General features: G+C 54.5%; 9 protein-coding genes. 8 read left to right on the forward strand and 1 reads right to left on the reverse strand.

Going from position 1 to position 19,152, the window contains the following annotated elements:
• Window positions 1-94 precede the first annotated feature (94 nt).
• The 4 genes from K239x_RS25515 (at window position 95) to K239x_RS25530 (ending at window position 10,799) form a co-directional block, all read left to right on the forward strand.
• Window positions 95-685 (forward strand): PEP-CTERM sorting domain-containing protein, encoded by a 591-nt coding sequence (locus tag K239x_RS25515; RefSeq protein WP_419189388.1) that lies wholly within the window; start codon window positions 95-97, stop codon window positions 683-685.
• 222 nt (window positions 686-907) lie between these two features.
• On the forward strand, window positions 908-1,573 hold the full coding sequence (locus K239x_RS25520) for a PEP-CTERM sorting domain-containing protein (protein ID WP_145421125.1): 666 nt from the start codon (window positions 908-910) through the stop codon (window positions 1,571-1,573).
• A gap of 1,166 nt (window positions 1,574-2,739) precedes the next feature.
• Window positions 2,740-4,254, forward strand: a complete 1,515-nt coding sequence (locus K239x_RS28955; RefSeq protein WP_419189389.1) for an SDR family oxidoreductase — start codon at window positions 2,740-2,742, stop codon at window positions 4,252-4,254.
• A gap of 65 nt (window positions 4,255-4,319) precedes the next feature.
• The gene (locus K239x_RS25530) at window positions 4,320-10,799 is read left to right on the forward strand and encodes a type I polyketide synthase (protein ID WP_145421126.1); all 6,480 of its coding nucleotides are present in this window, start codon (window positions 4,320-4,322) and stop codon (window positions 10,797-10,799) included.
• An 11-nt stretch (window positions 10,800-10,810) separates the two neighbouring features.
• Here the strand turns inward: K239x_RS25530 and K239x_RS25535 are convergent, their stop codons facing one another.
• Window positions 10,811-12,745: a putative bifunctional diguanylate cyclase/phosphodiesterase gene (locus tag K239x_RS25535; protein ID WP_145421127.1), complete on the reverse strand. Its 1,935-nt coding sequence runs from the start codon at window positions 12,743-12,745 to the stop codon at window positions 10,811-10,813.
• Window positions 12,746-13,167: 422 nt separating this feature from the next.
• Between K239x_RS25535 and K239x_RS25540 the strand changes: the two genes are divergently transcribed.
• The 4 genes from K239x_RS25540 (at window position 13,168) to K239x_RS25560 (ending at window position 19,113) form a co-directional block, all read left to right on the forward strand.
• The gene (locus K239x_RS25540; RefSeq protein WP_419189390.1) at window positions 13,168-14,388 is read left to right on the forward strand and encodes an OmpP1/FadL family transporter; all 1,221 of its coding nucleotides are present in this window, start codon (window positions 13,168-13,170) and stop codon (window positions 14,386-14,388) included.
• A gap of 962 nt (window positions 14,389-15,350) precedes the next feature.
• Entirely contained in the window at window positions 15,351-16,799 is a 1,449-nt protein-coding gene (locus K239x_RS25550; protein ID WP_145421129.1) for a hypothetical protein, read from the forward strand.
• A 265-nt stretch (window positions 16,800-17,064) separates the two neighbouring features.
• Window positions 17,065-18,048, forward strand: a complete 984-nt coding sequence (locus K239x_RS25555; RefSeq protein ID WP_145421130.1) for a hypothetical protein — start codon at window positions 17,065-17,067, stop codon at window positions 18,046-18,048.
• Between the two features lie 69 nt (window positions 18,049-18,117).
• Window positions 18,118-19,113, forward strand: a complete 996-nt coding sequence (locus K239x_RS25560; protein ID WP_145421131.1) for a hypothetical protein — start codon at window positions 18,118-18,120, stop codon at window positions 19,111-19,113.
• The last annotated feature ends 39 nt before the right edge of the window (window positions 19,114-19,152 follow it).

Below are 19,152 nucleotides of genomic sequence, written 5' to 3' on the forward strand. Positions count from 1 at the left end.
GCCCCCCCCTAAAGAACCGAACTATACTGACCCCCCCACACACTAACAAACCAGGAACACCATGATGTACTGCCGTTTTCTGTGTAGCTTTTCAGTGCTTATAGCGCTAGCTACCAACAACGCTAATGCTGCTATCGTCATCAATATTGACGGTAGTTCTACCGCCCCGGTACCGACAATGGGGACAACTCCGATCGACGTGGCAATCAGCTACACGATCTCCGCTCCGACGGACAACATCGCTGCGATGAATCTCTCATTTGACCTTGTCCCACTCGGTACTGCGTTGCCGACTGGCGTTACCTTCAATTCGCTCACCGGTTTAACGGACATGAGCACAGACTATAGCTTCTCGATTACGCCCGTCGCTGACAATGACTTTCTGGTAACCGCTCTGTCGGATGCCGGGGCAGGCGCAACCGTATCGCCCGGCACCTTCGACCTGTTTACGCTCACATTTGATGTGGATTCTTCAGCTGCTGACGGCTTCTACGGGCTGAGGATCGATGATGCACCCAATACGACGTTCTTTACTGCGGTTGGGAATGCCGGGGTAATACCGATTTCGGCCACAACCACAGGGGGATTTACCCTGACGGCAGTACCAGAACCTAGTAGTTTTGCAATCTGCGGACTATTGCTGGGAGCAGTCACGATGCGACGGCGCCGTCGCTCGAAAGCATAGTCGCTGGAAACGCACCTTGAGGTTTTGTGATCATACGAAGCCGCTCGCATAAACTGCGAGCGGCTTTTTTCGCAGATCCGCGGAGCCAGCGTGCAAGACTGTGCTTAGAGGCGATGATCGTCGCGCAACCTGGTCATGACGAATTTTGAAATCGCACGTGGAGCAGACGACCTAGCTACAAATTGGTCACCACGGAACTGCTTGAATTGGCCTTGGATCAAAATGATATTACGACAACAATTCGCTCCTACATTTGTTCTCTTGATCGCTTTCAATTCGTCTTCACTCGGCGCGATGGTGACGACGAACGAATCGGGTATCGACACAATTTTTTCGCAGGCGACGTTTGGCACGACTCCCATCGACGTTCGGTTCGATCCAGTCTTTACAATCATCAACGATGATGCGCTGAACATCGACTCGGGTTTTGATTTTTTTGCTCTGATTGACCTTGCGCCGAATCCGGATTCGCACGTGAATTTGTTCTTCATCGATTCAATCACGTGGTGTGGTGGCAACAATCCAGCAATCGTTGGGTGTGGCACGACGCCAGGCGACGTGATTGCCGTTGAATCGGTCATAGCGGCGGGTACTTTCGGCGCGGAGCTGATTGCACACGAAATGAGTCATAATTTGGGGCTAGGCCATAGCGGGGCCGGACTGATGGGATCGACGCTCAACGGCAACACATCGCTTACCGCAAGCGAAGTGAACACGATCCGAAACAGCTCTTTGGTTCAGACGGATGCGTCGGGCTCATTCATTAATGTCACCCCAATACTGGTGACTGCAACGGCAGTGCCTGAGCCCAGTGCTATGGGCTTCTTTGCGATATTTTCGGCTGGGCTAGTGCTTCGGCGACGACGGCCTAAGTCGGTCACATCTTAGTGACGACGCCGGCGAATTTGTTAGCCGCTGGCGCTAGCCACGGGCATTGACCCAGCATTCAAAAGCCGGATTTCGACGAACGTTGGTATCGGACTTGCGCCGAGACTTCTACTCGCGGCCGTCGCAAATTGGAGGTTGCGGTTGAGCACCTCTGAAACGTCGAGACCGTTTGCCTTTGAGCGGTAGTCGGAATGATCCACAAGGATGTTTTGATTGTCGACGATGTGAGAGACTCTCGCTTTTTTCACGAGCGCCATGTTCTCAATGCGCACTCTCCGGTCAACTGACCACCTCAATCATGCTTGGTCGCTGAGCCTTGATTCAGGGTTTGTCGCCAAAGGAGTTTGCTCGGCAGTGGGGCAGGTTGCAGCCCGAAGACTTGAGCATGGGTATGAAGCGATTTTGTGAGATCGGTGCGATTGCCCAAACTGAATCTCTTTGACAAAACGGCGCCGCGCACAGTCGTTGGTGCATTCTTGGTTGGTGATCACGCTGACAGAAACCACTGAGCTTTGAAACGGGATCTGATTGCTGAGAAACTCGCTATCTGTGTCGATCGACGGTCGATCTGACACGAGTGCCGAGATCGAAAAGACAGAAATTTCGATGATTTTCTCAGGCGGTTCGACGAGCCGCTGGCTCGGACCGAATGCGTTGCGCTGCCCCCCTCGGACGGATTGCCACCAGTGTGATATTGGCTGCGCGGTGCCCCCACTTCTGGGTCCGCTTGCGGTCTGTTTCGCTCTAGCGGGACTCGGTCTTGAACGGAAACGCTGGCGTTCTCAATCGACACAAATGCGGATTTCATTAACGGTAATGTTGGTTCAAATTGTTTGACTACTTGCGTGCAAGGCGGGCGGGTATACGCGAAATCCGCATACGGCTTCCCACCATTTTCGCCCCCCCAATTCGTTGAACATTGGCGTGCTAAAGGGCAACGTCTTCGCGGTCGATCGGATGCGCAAGGACGAAGACGGATTCGGCAAGCCGAAAAATAGAAACTACCTATTTGCGTTGGTCTGCACTTCTCTGAAAACGGCAAGTACGATGATCGCCGAAGTCCGAATGACGTTCTTCATAAAATTGTGGCTGAGCTGATTCGCTTAGCAGCGTTGGTTGGCAGATCAAACGCTTTAAAAGTTCAATTCTTTTCTTTAGGGGCACCAATGAATCATTCTAATTTTTCTCGCGTCGTCGAGTGCATTGCAAAGACAACTCGCTATCCAGTTGAGTTGCTTACGCCAGATGCGGACCTGGAGAACGATCTTGGCATCGACTCGGTCAAGCGTCTTGAAATCGTGGTGGCATTAAGTGATGAGTTTGGGTTGCGATTGGATTTGGAAGAACGCAGCGCGGCGATACGCACGATTCAGCACGTCGCGACTTGGGTGGAAGACATCGCTCGTCGCGAAGGATCGTCCGACGCACCGGAGAGCGACAAGGAAACGACCAACGGGGCCGCCAGCGAATCCACTACCGGGGCCGCCGAATCGGATGGGCACAGCGAATCGAATGGGCACGCCGGTTCGAACGGGCGCAGCGGCTCGAATGGGTACGAAAGCTCGGGCACGACCAACCATGATGCTCCCGCGAATCGCGTGACCAGTTTCTTGCCGCCGTCAGAGCGCGATCCGGTCGCGCCACCCAGCGGTCTCGGTGAACCAAGCGGTCACAGTGAACCAAAGGGGCGCAGTGAACCAAACGGGCATGGCAATTCAAACGTTCACAGTGAATCCAACGCCCACAGTGAACAGCCACCGATTGTCCACGCAGCAAATCCGTCGTCGGTTCCACAACCTCACTTTGGAAATGGTTCCAACGGCGTCGCCCAACCTGCCGTTGGAACGAACACTGCGAAACCGCTCGCCGGCCGAGTCGCCTTGGTGACAGGTTCTGGACGTGGCGTCGGACAAACCATCGCAAGATTGTTGGCGTCGCGAGGCGCGACCGTGGTCATCAATTCGTTTCATTCACGAGAACAGGGCGAGCAAACTGCTGCTGAGATCAATCAGTCAGGCGGATCGGCGATTCATCTGTGGGGATCGGTCGCCAACCCACGGCACGTGGACCAGATCTTTGAACAAATTGAACAGCAGTTTGGCCGACTTGATATTTTGATCTGCAACGCTTCGGACGGACGCATCGGGCCGTTCATGGAACTGACGCTGGACGATTGGGACAAGGCTTTTCGGACCAATGTCACGGGCCATCATCAATGTGCGGTGAAAGCAACGCCGTTGATGCGGGCAAGTGGTGGCGGCTCGATCGTGACAATGTCAGCGGTTGGATCCAATGGCTTCATCGATGGACTAGGCAGCCAGGGTGTTGTGAAAGCGGCCGTCGAGACGATGACGCGTTACTTAGCGTGCGAGTTGGGCCAATTCGGGATTCGCGTCAACTGTGTTGCCGGCGGTCCAGTCTACGGCGATCTGCTTTCCAAGTTTCCTGATGCTCGCGCGACTCAAGATCATTGGGAGTCGATCACGCCTGACGGGCAACTTTGCAGTCCTATGGACTTGGCCAAAGCGATCGCCTTTCTGGTCGGCGATGAAGCGAAGGGGATCAACGGATCGGTGTGGATGGTGGATCACGGTTTCTCCGCGATGGCGGATGGTAGACCGTTGCGAGCTACCGCGCGAGAGAACGAGAGCGAAAGAGAACGCGTGATTTTTGCGACCTAGCGGCGCGTCGATCACGACCAGATTCTTTTCATCGTTGTTCGTTTTCTCTTTTTGGCAGATGTCTGATGGCATTTTTTGCAACCGACTACACGATCCATTTCGATGACACGATGGCCTACGGTGGCCATCATTTTTTGACGTCATTTAAATTCCAATGTGCGGCCCGCGAATCTTTTCTGTTCGGCGAGCGGATCTTTGACGTCCCGGGCGTACGAGACGCGCTGGATCAAGTGCATTTGTTGACGTCGGATGCCTATGCCCGCAATCTTCATTCAACTCAATTGGGCGACCGGGTCGCGATTTTGTTGACGCTTGAAGAGTGGGGCCGCGTGAGCGCGAGATTCTGTTACCGCGTCTTTGATGTTCAAGGACGCAGAGTTTGCGCTGGTTTCCAGACATTGATCGTTGCCGATGCCAAAACTGGCAACCCCATGCCGATGCCTCCAGCGCTGCGCGAAGCGATGGATGCGATGCGTGAGATCGAAGAGGCGCCGTCGGAGAAATCCTTTCGCGATCGCATCTTGTCGGGCGGCGGGGACCTGGACGCATTGTTTGCCGACGAGTACCGAGACGCAGCGGTTCAGTTTCTTGCCCAGCGATATCCCAGCCCGCAAGTCATCGGCCCGCAAGTGATTGGTCTGCAGGTGGTTCGTCCGCAGGCTATCGCTTCGCCGTTTGAAACAGTCTCATCCGATTCAGTCGCCCCAGCAGAACAAAACTCCGACCGCTCCGAGGCATGGTTGTTTTCCGGGCAGGGTGCGTTCAACGCGACGTTGTTTTGCCAGAGAGTCAATGAGTTTCGGAATCTCACATCGTCGGCTCAGAATGAACTAGCTCAGTGCGCCTTGATCGCAGGCGAAATCCTGGGTGGCGATTCGCAAGCACTTTGCTCCGGTTCGGTCGAACTCTGCGAGCAGGCAGTGAATGCCACGCCGACGCTGTCGCAGGTGGCGATTCATCTTCAAAACGTCTTAGGGACGAGGCTCCGGCAAGCACGCGGTTTCGACCCGAGCATGTTGATCGGGCACAGCTTTGGCGAAATCGCAGCGTTTCAGACGGCAGGGTGCTTTGACCTGCTGACCGGTGTCCGCATCGTATGTTTCAGAGCTCGCGCCGTTCAAAAGCACGCGCCGGCTGACGGAGGATTGCTCGTCGTTTTTGCGCCGCGTCATCGAATCGAAACCGAGATTGAAATGCTCGGTCTGGATCAAGTTTGCGTGGCAGGCCGAAACCATGAGCATCAAACCGTGGCCTCCGGTCCGGTGAACCAACTAGCTGAGCTAAGTGAGTTCTTCAAGAGTGCTGGTGTCAGTACGGTCCGCGTTCCCAGCCCCACTTCGTTTCATCATCCGCAATTGCAAACCGCAGCAGCCAGTTGGCTTGCCGACCTTCGTGGGCTCGATTTTCAACCACCAAAGCGTTCGGTCTATTCGCCCATTGGTCGGCGATTTGTAACTGAGAATGACGACATCGCGGCAGTGCTTGCGGGCCAATTGCTTCGTCCGTTTGATTTCCAGGGTGCAATTTCTGATGCGGTCAAAGCCGGCGTCGCCAACTTCGTCGATTGCGGATCCACCGGCTCGCTCGCGGGCTTGATCACGAAAGCTTTGCCCGCCGCTCCTCAGGAAAACGACCACGCAAACGAACAGCCAACCAGCCCGCCCCAGCACGAAGTTCTTTGTCTTGCCGACAAAGAAACATTGCCCGGCTCCGGATCACGACCGAAGGTAGAGCTCGACAAAAAAAGCCATCCGCTGCCTCCGCATGAAACGCAAGAAGTCAAATCCCGAACCGCAGCCGCAGCCAGGACCAGCGACGCGTCAGGCCAACTGCCCAGATTGAAACGGCGGGGCGTGTCGCCGGTGTCGATTGTCGGCTGCGGTTGCATTCTGCCCGGCGGCGCCAGTTCGCCCGACCAACTTTTTGCCGCGATCACTCAGCAACAAATGGGGATCATTGACCAGCGTGACTTTGATCCGCACTGGTCCGAGGATTTCTACTCAGAAACTCTCGTTGCTGATCGATCGACTTCGCACTTGTCAGGCAGAGTCAACGACGCGGATATTTCGGTGCCCGCCGGCGTCTCGGCAAGTGTCTTTGAAAAATGGACGCGATCACAACAATTGCTTAGCATCGCGTTGTCCCCCTGCGTGGAATCGCTCGGCGGTGCCCAACGCGTGGTGTGCTTGATCGGAGCGACCGCGGATGGATTTGAGGATCAAGACGAAGTGTCGTCGCTCCTTTACGCTGGAATCGACCCGCGAGATCCTGATGTTGATCGAAGAATGAACACCGCCAGATCGTTTGGACGCACGCCACACAATGCGGTGCAGGAAGTCTTTGATCGGATGGTGCGTCCGGGGCTGGAAGTCACTTTGCTGGACGCCGCGTGCGCCTCTTCTCTTTACACCGTCGCGCTGGGCATGCGGTTACTTGAGAGCGGACAGGCGGACGCCGTCATCGCAGGTGGCAGTTTCTGCCCCGGACTTGGCAACAGTTGTTTGTTTTCGCAGTTTCGCGGAACGACCTCCACTGGGTGCCGACCGTTTGACGCCGGCGCCGACGGAGTGGTGTTTTCCGAAGGTGCTGCAATCGTCACGCTCCGGCGTACCGAGGACGCCGAACGACGGGGGCTAACCATCCATGCGAATTTGCGAGGCGCAGGACTTTCCAGCGACGGCCGAAGCCCTTCGGCCAATGTCCCGCAATCAAGCGGACAAATTCTTTCGCTCCAACGATGCTATGCCGACTACGGAATCGACCCTGCGTCGATACACGCGGTCGAGGCACACGGCACTTCGACGCCGGTAGGCGATTCGACCGAGGTGGAAACATTGCGACGTTTCTTTGTCGACCAGTTAGATGCGCCGATCCCCATTCACAGTTTGAAAAGCACCCTTGGCCATACGGGATGGGCAGCGGGAACCGCGTCGATCATCGCGGCAATCCAGTACATGAAACGTGGCATCTTTCCTGCTCAAGCGTTTCACCAGCAACCATCGACGGCGGTGGAGAATGCTACGGGCACTCTGGATGTGCCTCATGATCCCGTTCCACTTAGCCAAACTCAACTTCGGATAGCAGTCGATGGGTTTGGGTTTGGCGGCGCCAATGCCCACATGGTTTTGGAAAGCCCCACACCAGTGTCGTCGCCCAGCAACTCCGACGTCGGCAGCCAGACTGTATCGGAAAACGACAGCGAAGAACTGGTGTTCGTTGCCTGCCAGCAAATCGCACCCGAAATCGAAACATACCAGGGATTCCGATTCGATCGAAACAAGAGAGCATTGCCCAAAGGAATGCTGGTGCTGCCCGAGTTGGCCGACGACATGGATATCAGCCAGTCGCTAGCGATTAACTTGGCCAGCCAAGTTGTCTCGCAACTGCCAAACTTCGACGACCAACTGCGAAAAGAAACCAGCATGGTCTTGGCGATGAGCGGCAAGAGTGAACGGGGCATTGAAGCCACCACTCGAATCAGGACTCAGCGTTTTCGCCGTCAGCTCAGCGGACACGATCGACTGCTGTCTGCGTTGGACACCGCCTACATGCGGGCGAGACCTTCGCGTTCCTACACGCTGCAGTGCATGATGCCTAATGTGGCTGCCGGTCGCGCCGCACTGCTACTAAATATTAATGGCCCGAATTTCGTGGTCGACGCCGGTGCGAATTCGTTGGAAGCAGCGATTTCGTCAGCCACCTTGTTGCTTCAGGGGGGGCGTCAGGCAGGCACAAACTTGGCCCTCGTTGCGGCCGTCGAAGCGAATTCGCAAAGCCGACCGGACGGACGATCCAGTGTGTCCGACAACCCGGATCAACGAACCGACGAGTATGCTGCCGCGTTTGGCATGACGACCAAGACAGTCGCGAAGCAGCAAGGATGGAAAGTTCTGTCCGGTGTCACTGAAGCACTCGCGAAGCTGAACCAAGTCGCCGACCAATTCGATTCTACAACGGCCGATCCAGCGGGCGCCTGCAACCAAAAAGCCCAAAAGCTGATCGAAATACTTGGTCAACAAAGCGACACCGCTGAAACTAAAAAGGCTCCACCGGCAGCAACGTCTCAGGCGTCTGCGTCGACGGATGCAGAATGTCAAATTCATGCACCGGTGTGGGTGGAAAAACCTGCCAAGCCGATCAACTGGGAAACAGCCAGCAATCGGACCGATTCGTTCGTTGTGATCGTGCCATCTGACGCCGACCTGGTCGCCGAATTAATCGACATTTTGCCTGGGTACTGCTCGCGTGGTTTGGTCGTCGTAGTGGGCCAATCGTCGGAAAGCGTGATCGCCGGTTTTGATACTTCCAACCTAGTCGCGGTCGATTTGGATAACGATGCGTCACGGGGAAATGCGTTGGATGCGATTAGCGCATTCCAAGCTGACGTCATCACGGCGGTCCAAACGATTTCATCCTGGGAGCGATCGAAGACACTCGACAATGTCGCTGGTGACAACGATTTGTGCGAGCTGCTGTTTCTTGTGGCCCAGCGATACCTTGAACGACTGGACGATGCTAGAACCGAGCTATGGGGATTGTTCGTCGGAGGATGGAACGGCGTCGTTCATCCTCGGTCAGGATCGGTCGCAGGACTGCTGAAATCGATCCATCGCGAGATCCCCTCTTCTCGGCTCGGCACCCTTTGCACACGGCGTGGCGGGCTAGCCGGCGCGATGCAGGCGTTTGCGTTGGAACGCGGGCAGACGGAACTAGAACAGGAAACCATTTACGATGGAAACACGCGTCTTGTCCGGCGACTGCGTCCGACGCCAATCCGACAGAACAGCACGCCGCAGGTTGCGCTAAACAAAGACTCCGTCGTGGTTGCCTCCGGCGGCGCCCGCGGCGTGACGGCGGTGATGCTGGAATCGCTTGTTCGCGACTATCAGTGCACGGTCATCGCACTGGGTCGCAGTCCTCTGGAAGCAGGCCCGGACAATCCGGACGCCCCTTCGGTTGAACAAGAATTCTATCGTGACTATGTCGCCCAGAATCCCGGTTCATCGGTGGTCGAAATGAAACGCCGTTTCGAATCGACGCGTGCCCGTTGGGAAGCACACCAAACAATGGAATCGCTCCGTCGGATGGGCGGTCGTGTTGAATACCATGTCGTCGATGTCACAGCGGCGAATGATGTTGCGAAAGTCGTCAAACAGATAGCAGCTCGTTTTGGCAAAGTCGATCTATTGATTCACGGCGCGGGGGTTCAGTTTTCAAAACGCTTGCAAGATCGCACGTTATCTGAATTCAGAAAAACCTACCAAGTCAAAGTTGCCGGACTAAACCATTTGGTCGATTCGTGCCAGCGTCAATTTGGCAAACCCGTTGCCACCCACGTGCTGACATCAGCGTACAGCGTCTTTGGCAACGATGGGCAGCACGATTACGGTGCGGCGAACGAGACGATGGATCGGCTTTGCGCGATGAACTCCGATGGTGATCCGGCTCGATGGACAAGTCTGGCTTGGTTGGCTTGGGACGGAATCGGAATGACGCGAGGCAGCGAGTACCGTGCCCTGTCGAAACAACGCAGTCTGTCTGGGATTACGCCGGAAATCGGGCAACAACTTTTTCGCGATGTCTTAGGCGGTCGCACAGGATCGGCGATCAATGTGCCCGTGTCCGCATCGGAGCATGTGAAGTATCAGTTAGAAACGGTGCCACTGCAGCTTGCGTCCCCGAACTCTCTTTCGCAGGGGGTCAGCGCAGGCAGCCCCCGTATGCTTGAACGATCGATCGAACTATCAAAAGTGGAGTGCCTTGAATTTCATCGGGTTCGCAACACGTCGACTTTGCCAGGCGCTTGGGTCACCGACAGTTTGGTAGGCACGGCCATGCAGCTTTATCCCGATTCTGGCCGCATCGTCGATGTGACCATCGAGGACATGACGTTCATGCGATTTGTTCGCCAAACTGGGGACTGCGATCCAAATCTACGCATTTTGGTCGAACAGATGGGAGACTCCGTCAATGCTTGGATGATTTGCGACGTGCTGCATCCAACAGGCCGCGTGCTATCGAAGGACGTGGTTTGTGCGTCGGCAAGATTGACGTTTCGCTGGGAAGCAAATGCGCTTCGTTCCTGCGAGGAATCGTTTCAGCCTGACGTTTCCTCGTCCAATGGCTCCACGTTGGTCGACCCGTATTGCCAAGGGCATCATTCGAACGTGGATCTGTCGGGTGCGTTTGATTGCTTGAAAGGAATTCAGATCCGCGATCGCGACCGCAACGCAATTTTTCGGCCGGACCCCAAGTGCCAGTGGTTTGGGTCGGTTCCAGCGCTGTTGCTTGATGCGGCTTGGCGAGTTGGCGCGATGTACGCCGACGGTGACCACGAACGGCTGTTTGTTCCAGTCAAGATTGGTCGCATGACGTTGCCCGTCAACGCGGACATGCTATTTACCGAGATGTCGGGATGGACGATTCGATCGACTGCACCAACACTTGCCGACACTCAAGCGAACTGGGGGCGAACGGAGATAGCTGACGAAAGTGGCACTCTCCGAATCCTGGTCGAAGACGCCTCCGCGGTCGAACTCAGTTAGCAAAAGTCGAGTTAGCGATCGATGGATGCATTGGACTTTGCTTTGGACCTCAACGATGCGGATTCGTTTACCATCGTAAAAAACGGAACTGCTTCGTCAGGTAAGACCGGCCGACTGAAATAGTAACCTTGGTATTCGTTACAGTCTTGATAGTGCAGGAAGTCAAGTTGCTGCTTCGTTTCAACGCCTTCGGCCAGTACTTTAAGTCCCAGCGACTTTGCCAGCACAATGATACTGTTGGCGATCATTCCATCATCGGCGTCTGGAAAGTCCTTGATGAAAGCGCGATCAATTTTCAGGCGATCGATCGGCAATTGACGCAGGTATGCGAGCGAAGAATAGCCCGTTCCGAAATCATCAATGCTGATGCTCGCTCCGAGAACTTTGAGCTGGTTTAGTTTTTCAACCGCTGCTTCGATGTCGTCGATCAACAAGCCTTCGGTAATTTCAAAATCCAGTTGTTTTGGATCGACCCCGTAAGTTTGAATGGCGTTTTGCACGGTCGACAAGAAATCTGGATCGGCAAATTGCAAAGCACTGACATTGACTGACATGCTGATGGAAAATCCTTCCGCATCCCACTGTGCCAATTGGCAACAGGCTTGCTGAATGATCCAGTTGCTGACAGGCAGAATTTCGCGACTTCGTTCCAACAAATGAATGAATCGCACAGGTGACACGATCTCCCCGTCGCTTCTCCAACGCAGCAGAGCCTCGACGCCGGTGACGACTTCGGTTTCCAAACAAACTTGTGGCTGATAAACCAGAAAGAACTCGGCGCGTTCGAGAGCCAGCGAAAGCTTCTCTTGGACGGTCCGGTATTCAACCAGTTTTTCTGTCATTTCGCGTTCATAGCACGCATATCCGAGCCGATGTTCTTTGGCGTGGAACATGGCGGTGTCCGCGAAAGCGAGCACGTCCTTGTCCGTCGTAGCGTGTTCAGGCACCCGACAATAGCCCACGCTGGCACTCAGCGGAAAACTGGTGTCCGCCAAAACACATCGATGCGTCAACAATTCAAGGACCGCTTGAGCGATCGCATCGGCATCATCGGGGCTACCTACGTTGGTCTTGATCAGGCAGAACTCGTCGCCGCCCAGTCTTGCCACCTCCGCGTCGCCGCCAAATTCCGCGTGCAACAGATTGGCGATCGACACCAACGCTTCGTCGCCCACGGGATGTCCCAGCGTATCATTGATCTCTTTGAATCCATCCATGTCGATCAGGTAGAGAGCCATTGGAATCGATGTTTCGATCGACTCTTGGACCGTTTCGCGAAGTCGTTCTTGAAACTGAAAACGGTTTACCAATCCGGTCAGCGCGTCGGTAGTCGCGAGCGTATGGAGCGTTTCGCTTTTGGCCTGAAGGTCTTGGCTGAGATCGATCAGCCCGTCAGTTCGCCGGCGATAGTACTCTTCACCTTGATGACAACAAAAATAGACGCAGGCAGCGACTCCCAACAGCAAAACCAGTTCATCAAGTCTGTTGGTGGAGAACAGAACGTCAACTCCGTCAATCCACAAAAAGAACCCGGTCATGACCACCAGATTGATGCAGAACCAGACGAAGGCAGAACGTACGCCCAGCAACTGCGACGAAACTAGGATCGAAACGGGATAGAAAAGCATCGTCCCGTGCATCGCGGGATCACTGACTGAAACACAAAACAACCCCACCGCACTGGTTGCGAGATTCAGATTCATGATGCGACTGAAATTGTCGCTGTTTCGATACAGAAAATTGATCAGAGAAATCGTTAGGAAAGCACCGACGCAGGCTTGTGCCGCAACTGAAAATTGGCGCCACCAAAGAAAGATTGCAAAGAAGAGCCAAGTCGCGCTCATCACTGAAGCGAAAAGCCAAACTCGCTGCGCACGAAGATCCCCCGTGTTTGTCGATTCAACAAACACCTCGTCGGTTTGTGTTGGCTTGCCCCAGTCATTCATTTATAAGTCCAGTAGCTACATCGGTAGATATGCGACGAGCAATTCTAAGACGCTGTTACTGTACCTTCGGCACATCGCCAGCCCGAACCAGCAAATTGCGGGAAAACACACGCCGATACGGGGTTCCGTCATCGTCGAGTGCTGTCGCTGAACCCTCTCTGGAGCGGGGCTGTGGAGTCAGTTATTGCGATCGAAAGGTTGACGGACGCCCGCAGAATCTCCCTAAGCGTTAGCACACTGCGACATGCTCCGATCTGAACGCATCCGAGCTTTATTTAGTGGGTCTGATCTCATTTCGTGACCGATGTGCCAGTTGTCGGAGTTAAAGGGGCCATGGAGGGCAATCAGTCCGGCATAACTTCTAGGGGGCAAGCAAAGTGGCATTCAGGTACAGACACGTCGTTTTCATTCTGATGGCGGCAATGATTTCGCAGCAAGCGTACTCGCAGGGAATCATCATCTCCGCCGGTGGACCCGTTCACCGATCAATGGGGGGGGCATCGACCGCGGCACCGACCAGCGCCATTGGCGCGCTGTATTGGAATCCCGCAACCATTAGCGGCATGGAAAAGGGTGAACTAGAAGTGGGCCTCGACTTGTTGTCCACCGATCACCAAGTGCAGTCCACTTTCGGTCCATTTGAAGGTTCAACCGATGCGGATCCCGGCGTGCTGCCCGTGCCTAATTTTGGCTGGGTGCACCCGATCCTAGGTTCACGATGGACGCTTGGTTTGGGCGTCAATTCTGTCGCCGGATTCAAGACCAGTCTCTCAGCCGATCCGACCAACCCAGTCTTGGCCCCGCAACCGACTGGGTTAGGTGGCGTCAATTCCGAAGCAACGTTCCTGCAAATCACACCGGTGTTGTCGTATGCAGCAACCGATCGGCTTTCGTTCGCAGCCGGGCCGCTGATCACCACTGGGCAACTTGGTATCGATCCGTTTGTGTTTGACGGCGTCAATGCTGACTCGACTTACTCCTCAGGTCGCGCCGCGAAATACCACTGGGGCGGCGGCTTTCAAGCCGGTGCATTTTACACTGGACAAAACGGCGTCAATTTGGGTGCTTCGATCAAGAGTCCGACGTGGATGGAACAGTTTGAATTTCAAGGCAAAGACGAAAACGGTTTGCCTCGAACCCTCACCGCTGATTTCGATTTGCCTTTGATCGTTTCGGTAGGTGCCGCTTTGACGTCTTACCAAGACTGGTTGTTCGCAGTGGATGCCCGATTCATCGACTATGCCAACACGGATGGCCTGGGAGACTCCGCCACTTTCCAAGCAGACGGCAGCCTCAAGGGGCTCGACTGGAGCAGCATCTTCGCGCTTTCGATGGGAGCCCAACGCCGCATCAACGAACGCATACAGCTTCGCTGCGGCTACACCTTCAACCAGAATCCGATTCGAAACAGCGAGTCGTTTTACAATGTCGCCTCACCGCTGATCTATCAGCACCTGCTAAGCGTCGGAGCGTCCTACAACCTCTGTCGTGATGTCTCCATCAATACTGCCTACTCGCACTACTTCGAAAACACCCGCGAAGGGCCAATCGTGTCACCAGCGTCTGGACCAGTCGCCGGCACCTCCGTGACAAACCGATTGAGTGCGGACGTCTTCAGTTTTGGGGTCACGATGCGGCACTAATGCCAATCGCGGTCGGCCGTGGTGCTGGGTCTTGTTTTGGATCATCGTTGCAATCCACGCCTCGCCCTCGTCATCGGTACAGCCAGGGGTGAGGCGACAAACTGAGGCGCGGCGACAACGGACAAGAAGTTGGACGCGAACCATGCCAGCCACCATTGGAGAACGCACCGGAAACCTCGCGTCGATGATGCCTGGCCGAAAGGGTAGGACAACCTTCGCTTTGCGCGAGCTACTTCGGACACTGATCAAATTTCCAGCTATCGCGCGGTCATCTTCCGAGATGGCTGCCATGGGTCCCAAACGGCGCTAATCAATGATCGCGCCGTTGATGGTGCCCCGTCCGTTGATGGTGCCCCTGGCGTGACCGCTCTGGGGCATCCGGTGTAGAGACAATCATCCCAGGCATATCAGGCTCCTATCGCTAGCATTTTGGGAAGATTCCCAAACCGAAGTGACAGCAAAACTGTACGGCGAGAAGCCAGAAATGAAAAAAGCCCCGTCATAGACGGGGCTTTCAAAAGCGACGCGGACGGGACTCGAACCCGCAACCTCCGGATCGACAGTCCGGTACTTCAACCTAATCAGCTAAGCGAAGAATGCGCCGTAACTTGTTGTTGTAAATGCACTTGTGGATGATGGGGTAACGAAGTATTCCGTCGCCAACAGTCCAGATTTTACAATGTTTTCGGACGAGTACCAAGAGTTCTCGGACAATTCTCGGACATTCCTGTCTTCCGAATGGGATTGCTCGCGAGTTCCGGCTCGCCCGACCGTCAGCGGCTCGACCAGCGAGGGGAAAGCTGCAATCAGCTCGTCGCCACCCATGCGTCGTACCGAATCGAACGGCCAGTGATCAGGGTCGAAACTCTTCGGCCCACCAATAGTTTACTGTTAAAGCGGATGTAGAATTGTTAAGCTATGGCGTCAAAACCCCTGAAATACCTATGCTCCGAGGCTAGAACATGGTCCAACTTGCTGGCGATCAATCGTCGCCGACGGTCAATCGTGTGGCTTCGGAATTAGATCGCGAGACAACGGAGGTTTCGCGTTCTAACGGTGCGTTGTTCACTATCGACGAATTGGCGAAGCAACGTCTGGCGAATGGTTTGGCGGGTGAATTATGGTCTCGACTCCCATTTTCCCGAGCCGGTGCAGCTTCGGGCGATCGTGGTATCGATCACACGATTCGGATTGTCACGGCGAGCACTTCGCAGATTCAGCAATGGTATCGCGAGCTAAGCGACTTCGTCCCAGCAATTGCGAAGGCTGCGATCGAGTTTCGTGGCGATGCATTGACGGCTGAATTGCAGGGTGAGTTGGCTGCTGAGATGGAAAGCCAGATGGTGGAGCAGGTTCGCTTCCCGTTTCCGACTCGCTCGTTTGTTGACTTCAAATATGCCGATCTCTCTCCCGCTGATGCGTGGTCTGACGGTCGGCGGCGTCTCGAAGATGCTTGTCTGAAATTCGCAAACGATGTGCTGGCACTATTTGACTCTCTTCAGCAAGAGCATTTGATTGGTCAGATTCAAGAAGCATCAACGACTTGTCGTTTTGCCTATTTTCGTCGCGTCGCTGTTGTTGAGCTGGCAGGAATGAGGAAGAAAGAGCGAATCGCAGATGAGCCGAGCGAACGTATGTTTCAAATTGGTTACATGGTTGAGACGCTCCGGGTGTCTGACTACGACATTCAGCACCGACAAGCTCACCACGTCCATCATGTTCGCCAACCAACTCTGAATGAGCCAGGCTCTACGGTTCATCCGTTGCCACCAAAATACAGCGATTTGATCGAACATTGCCCGGATTGGCTTCGTGGGCAACTACGTATTCTCGAAGGTGAGTTGTTCCGCCACGAATGCGTCGAGTGGGACTTGTTCACCGAAAAACGAAGCGCTGAAAAAGTGACCGAACGCGTCCGCCGCGACCCAGCGGTGTTGATAGGCCCCTACGTCCTTGCAGGTTGGGGTGAGGATGCCATCAAGGTCGAAGAACACCGACAACTGGAAATTAAGAACGCAGCAGATCGGAAGAAAGCTGCAAGTGCATCGTTGATTCATCACATTTTGTCGGTCGGCATCGCCTCACTTGCAGTCGCAGTCGTTGCGATTCCTACCTCTGCGATCGCATTGCTGGCTTCGCTTGGAATCGTGCTCGGTTTGGTTGCTATGGGCGTCGCTGGGTACGCCGCCCATTTGGCTTATATCGCTAACAGCGATTTCGCTGCGAAACCGGTCGTGCTTCACGCGACCATGGTTGGCGCCACTGTTTTTGCCATCCAAGGAATCTTATTCGGTATTCTGCAATGGTCGCTTCCTGCATTTGTTATCAGTGCAGTCTTGGCGATTGTCGCGGCGATGGCATTCAACGCCAACCGTGCAGCTACGGAGTTGGACGAATCTAGTGTCGGCTGATCTGAGTGCCACAAATGAATCGTCGACACCTTCTCTTTCAGTCGAGCAGCGACGGAGACGAGAAAAGCGGCATTGGTGGCTTTCGACTGCACTCGTTCCCCTACTGTTTTTCTGTCTTGCTTCTGGAGTTACTGCGGGTGCCCTACTTTTGCACTATTGGCCAGTCATCCCTCCGGAACCGGATCCAGATCCTGTACCAACGCCACTCGATACGAACTTTTCGGAGATCAAAACTCAACTGCAACAGTTATCTTTTGAGGTCAGCTTGGCTCAAGCAAAACAAAGTCTCCGTCATCTTGAATCTGCAGAGACTGGGTGGTCGACGCTGCTGGACGAAACCCTGCACGACACGGCTGGAAAACAGATTGCTGGAGGCGAAAGACTACTATTGCATTTCATCGCTCTGCGTAAACTCCCCCTACCGTTTCAATCGCAGGTGACCGCTGCTGACTTACAAAATCAAATTGAAGGCCTCATAAAACCTTCAAGCGCAGATAACGTCGAATCGCTGACTCGCAACATGGAAATAGCTGAGAGGACTGGCGAATACGCTTTGGTTCTCTTCGCGTTTCATCAAGCACGCGTGGATCAACTGAAAGAGCTTCGAGACTCCGCTCGGTCAGTCCCTCCAGGCGAATACGACTTGTTCGCGAAGTACTCAATGCGAGCGGCTGCTCTCACAAATAGTGTGAACGCCGCCGCTGAGAAGGCAAAGAACGAAACGGAAGCGTTGCTCGAAAAAGAATTAAACGAACTCAAAAATGGGCGTGACAACGAAGTCGCTATGGTTGCCCACCTGCAACTGCAACTGGCCCGCGTCCAAAAAGGCGATTCCCTGACCTCGTCAACTGAGAAGGAAGCACCCGTCCCGTTGGCAACGCGGCAAGACTACCAAAGAGAATCCGATCGAATCCGTACCGACCTCGTTGCATTCATAACGCCCGGATACGCTCAACCGAAATCGGCTGACCAAATCGTCCACCAAAACACCAAGCAGCCGGTTTCGTACTCTGCACTTCAACGCGTCGGTGCGTTGGAAAATTCGGAGAAGGGACTCGCCATATTGCTTCGCATCGGCGGCTCAAAGTCGGCGACTCAACGGAATGATCGCCCCCTTGGCAGCTTCCCAAGATTGAATTCAATCGCGGAGCTTCGTAAACCAAGTGTTCGTGGTCGCGTGAAAGAAGCACAGCGACTATTGCGTGACTACGGCCCTATTCTCGTTGAGGATGGCCTCCTCGCTCCCTGAATGCTCATGTCGAAGTTATCACCGTATCAAAGGTCAACGATCGAGATTGGCCGTCATCGAATCGTCACCGTGATTTTCTTGGTCGTGGGTGAGGTGGTCTTCCTCGCTGCCACTTGGATTCCAGACTCAGATCCGTCCGACAGGAAACGCAACTCTCTGTCGCAAGACGGTCAAACCGACAGGGACGATGAAAAGCCGGCTACATCTAATCACAAGGCCGAGTATAGCGTTGCCAATGATTGGGAAGCAAAGGTTGGCAAAGTTGAGCAGGCATTTCCTGGGTCAAAGACGCCAGAGATGGCAAGAATTCGTGAGCGACTTAAGTTCCTGTCTCAAAACTTAACGCGTAGCGAATTGTCGGAAGATGCATGTGCCAAGATCGTCCAATCACTTGATGCACTTCAGCAGCAGGCGGCAAAGCTGAGTGCGATTTCAAAAAGGCCATCGATCAACGCGGAAGGAATTGACGAAGCTATAGCGGCAAGCGCCCAGTCGCTTCAAATAGCCGAGCAGGAAACAACTCGACTTGCCCGCGAACAAGCTGAGCGAATTGTTAGGCGAGAGAGGGAGCCGGTGATCCGCCGAATACGGCTGGCAAAGCAAGACCAACTGGATCAAGCGATTGAATTGCGACGTCGAATTGCTGAGATGCAGCGTGAGCGGGAGGAATCATCAGCGAAGTCTGCAAGAGAAAACGCCTTGCAAAATGAGATGCGTGATGTTGAGAAGTTCCTACAACCCTTCACTGCTCCCGGTAATCTCCAGCCAAACAGCGACAGCAACCCTTGGGACGTCGAGCGGACATTCGATTCAAAGCCGGTTTCACTGGCACGGCTTCAAAGACTCGGAGCACTCGAACAGACGATGGAAGGCCTTGAAAGGCTCTATATTTTCGGCGGTGGAAAAAACCCGACCGTCAACAATCCACGCCCGCTCGGTTCATTCCCTGAGTATTGGGCACAAAAGCTGAAGAAACCGCATATTTTGCAGCCGGTAAAACGTGCCCAACAACTTCTGAGGGATCATGGACAAGCGTTGGTCGAACAACAACTGCTCTCTCCCTAGTTCAAGTCGGAACACACAATGAGAAACAACAGCGATTGC

Source organism: Stieleria marina, from assembly GCA_007741555.1.
Classification (GTDB): Bacteria; Planctomycetota; Planctomycetia; order Pirellulales; family Pirellulaceae; genus K23-9.

Coding starts and splice junctions, on each gene's coding strand:
- K239x_RS25520 (WP_145421125.1), top strand. CDS start 908: ATGATATTACGACAACAATTCGCTCCTACATTTGTTCTCTTGATCGCT.
- K239x_RS28955 (WP_419189389.1), top strand. CDS start 2,740: ATGAATCATTCTAATTTTTCTCGCGTCGTCGAGTGCATTGCAAAGACA.
- K239x_RS25530 (WP_145421126.1), top strand. CDS start 4,320: ATGGCATTTTTTGCAACCGACTACACGATCCATTTCGATGACACGATG.
- K239x_RS25535 (WP_145421127.1), bottom strand. CDS start 12,745: ATGAATGACTGGGGCAAGCCAACACAAACCGACGAGGTGTTTGTTGAA.
- K239x_RS25540 (WP_419189390.1), top strand. CDS start 13,168: ATGATTTCGCAGCAAGCGTACTCGCAGGGAATCATCATCTCCGCCGGT.
- K239x_RS25550 (WP_145421129.1), top strand. CDS start 15,351: ATGGTCCAACTTGCTGGCGATCAATCGTCGCCGACGGTCAATCGTGTG.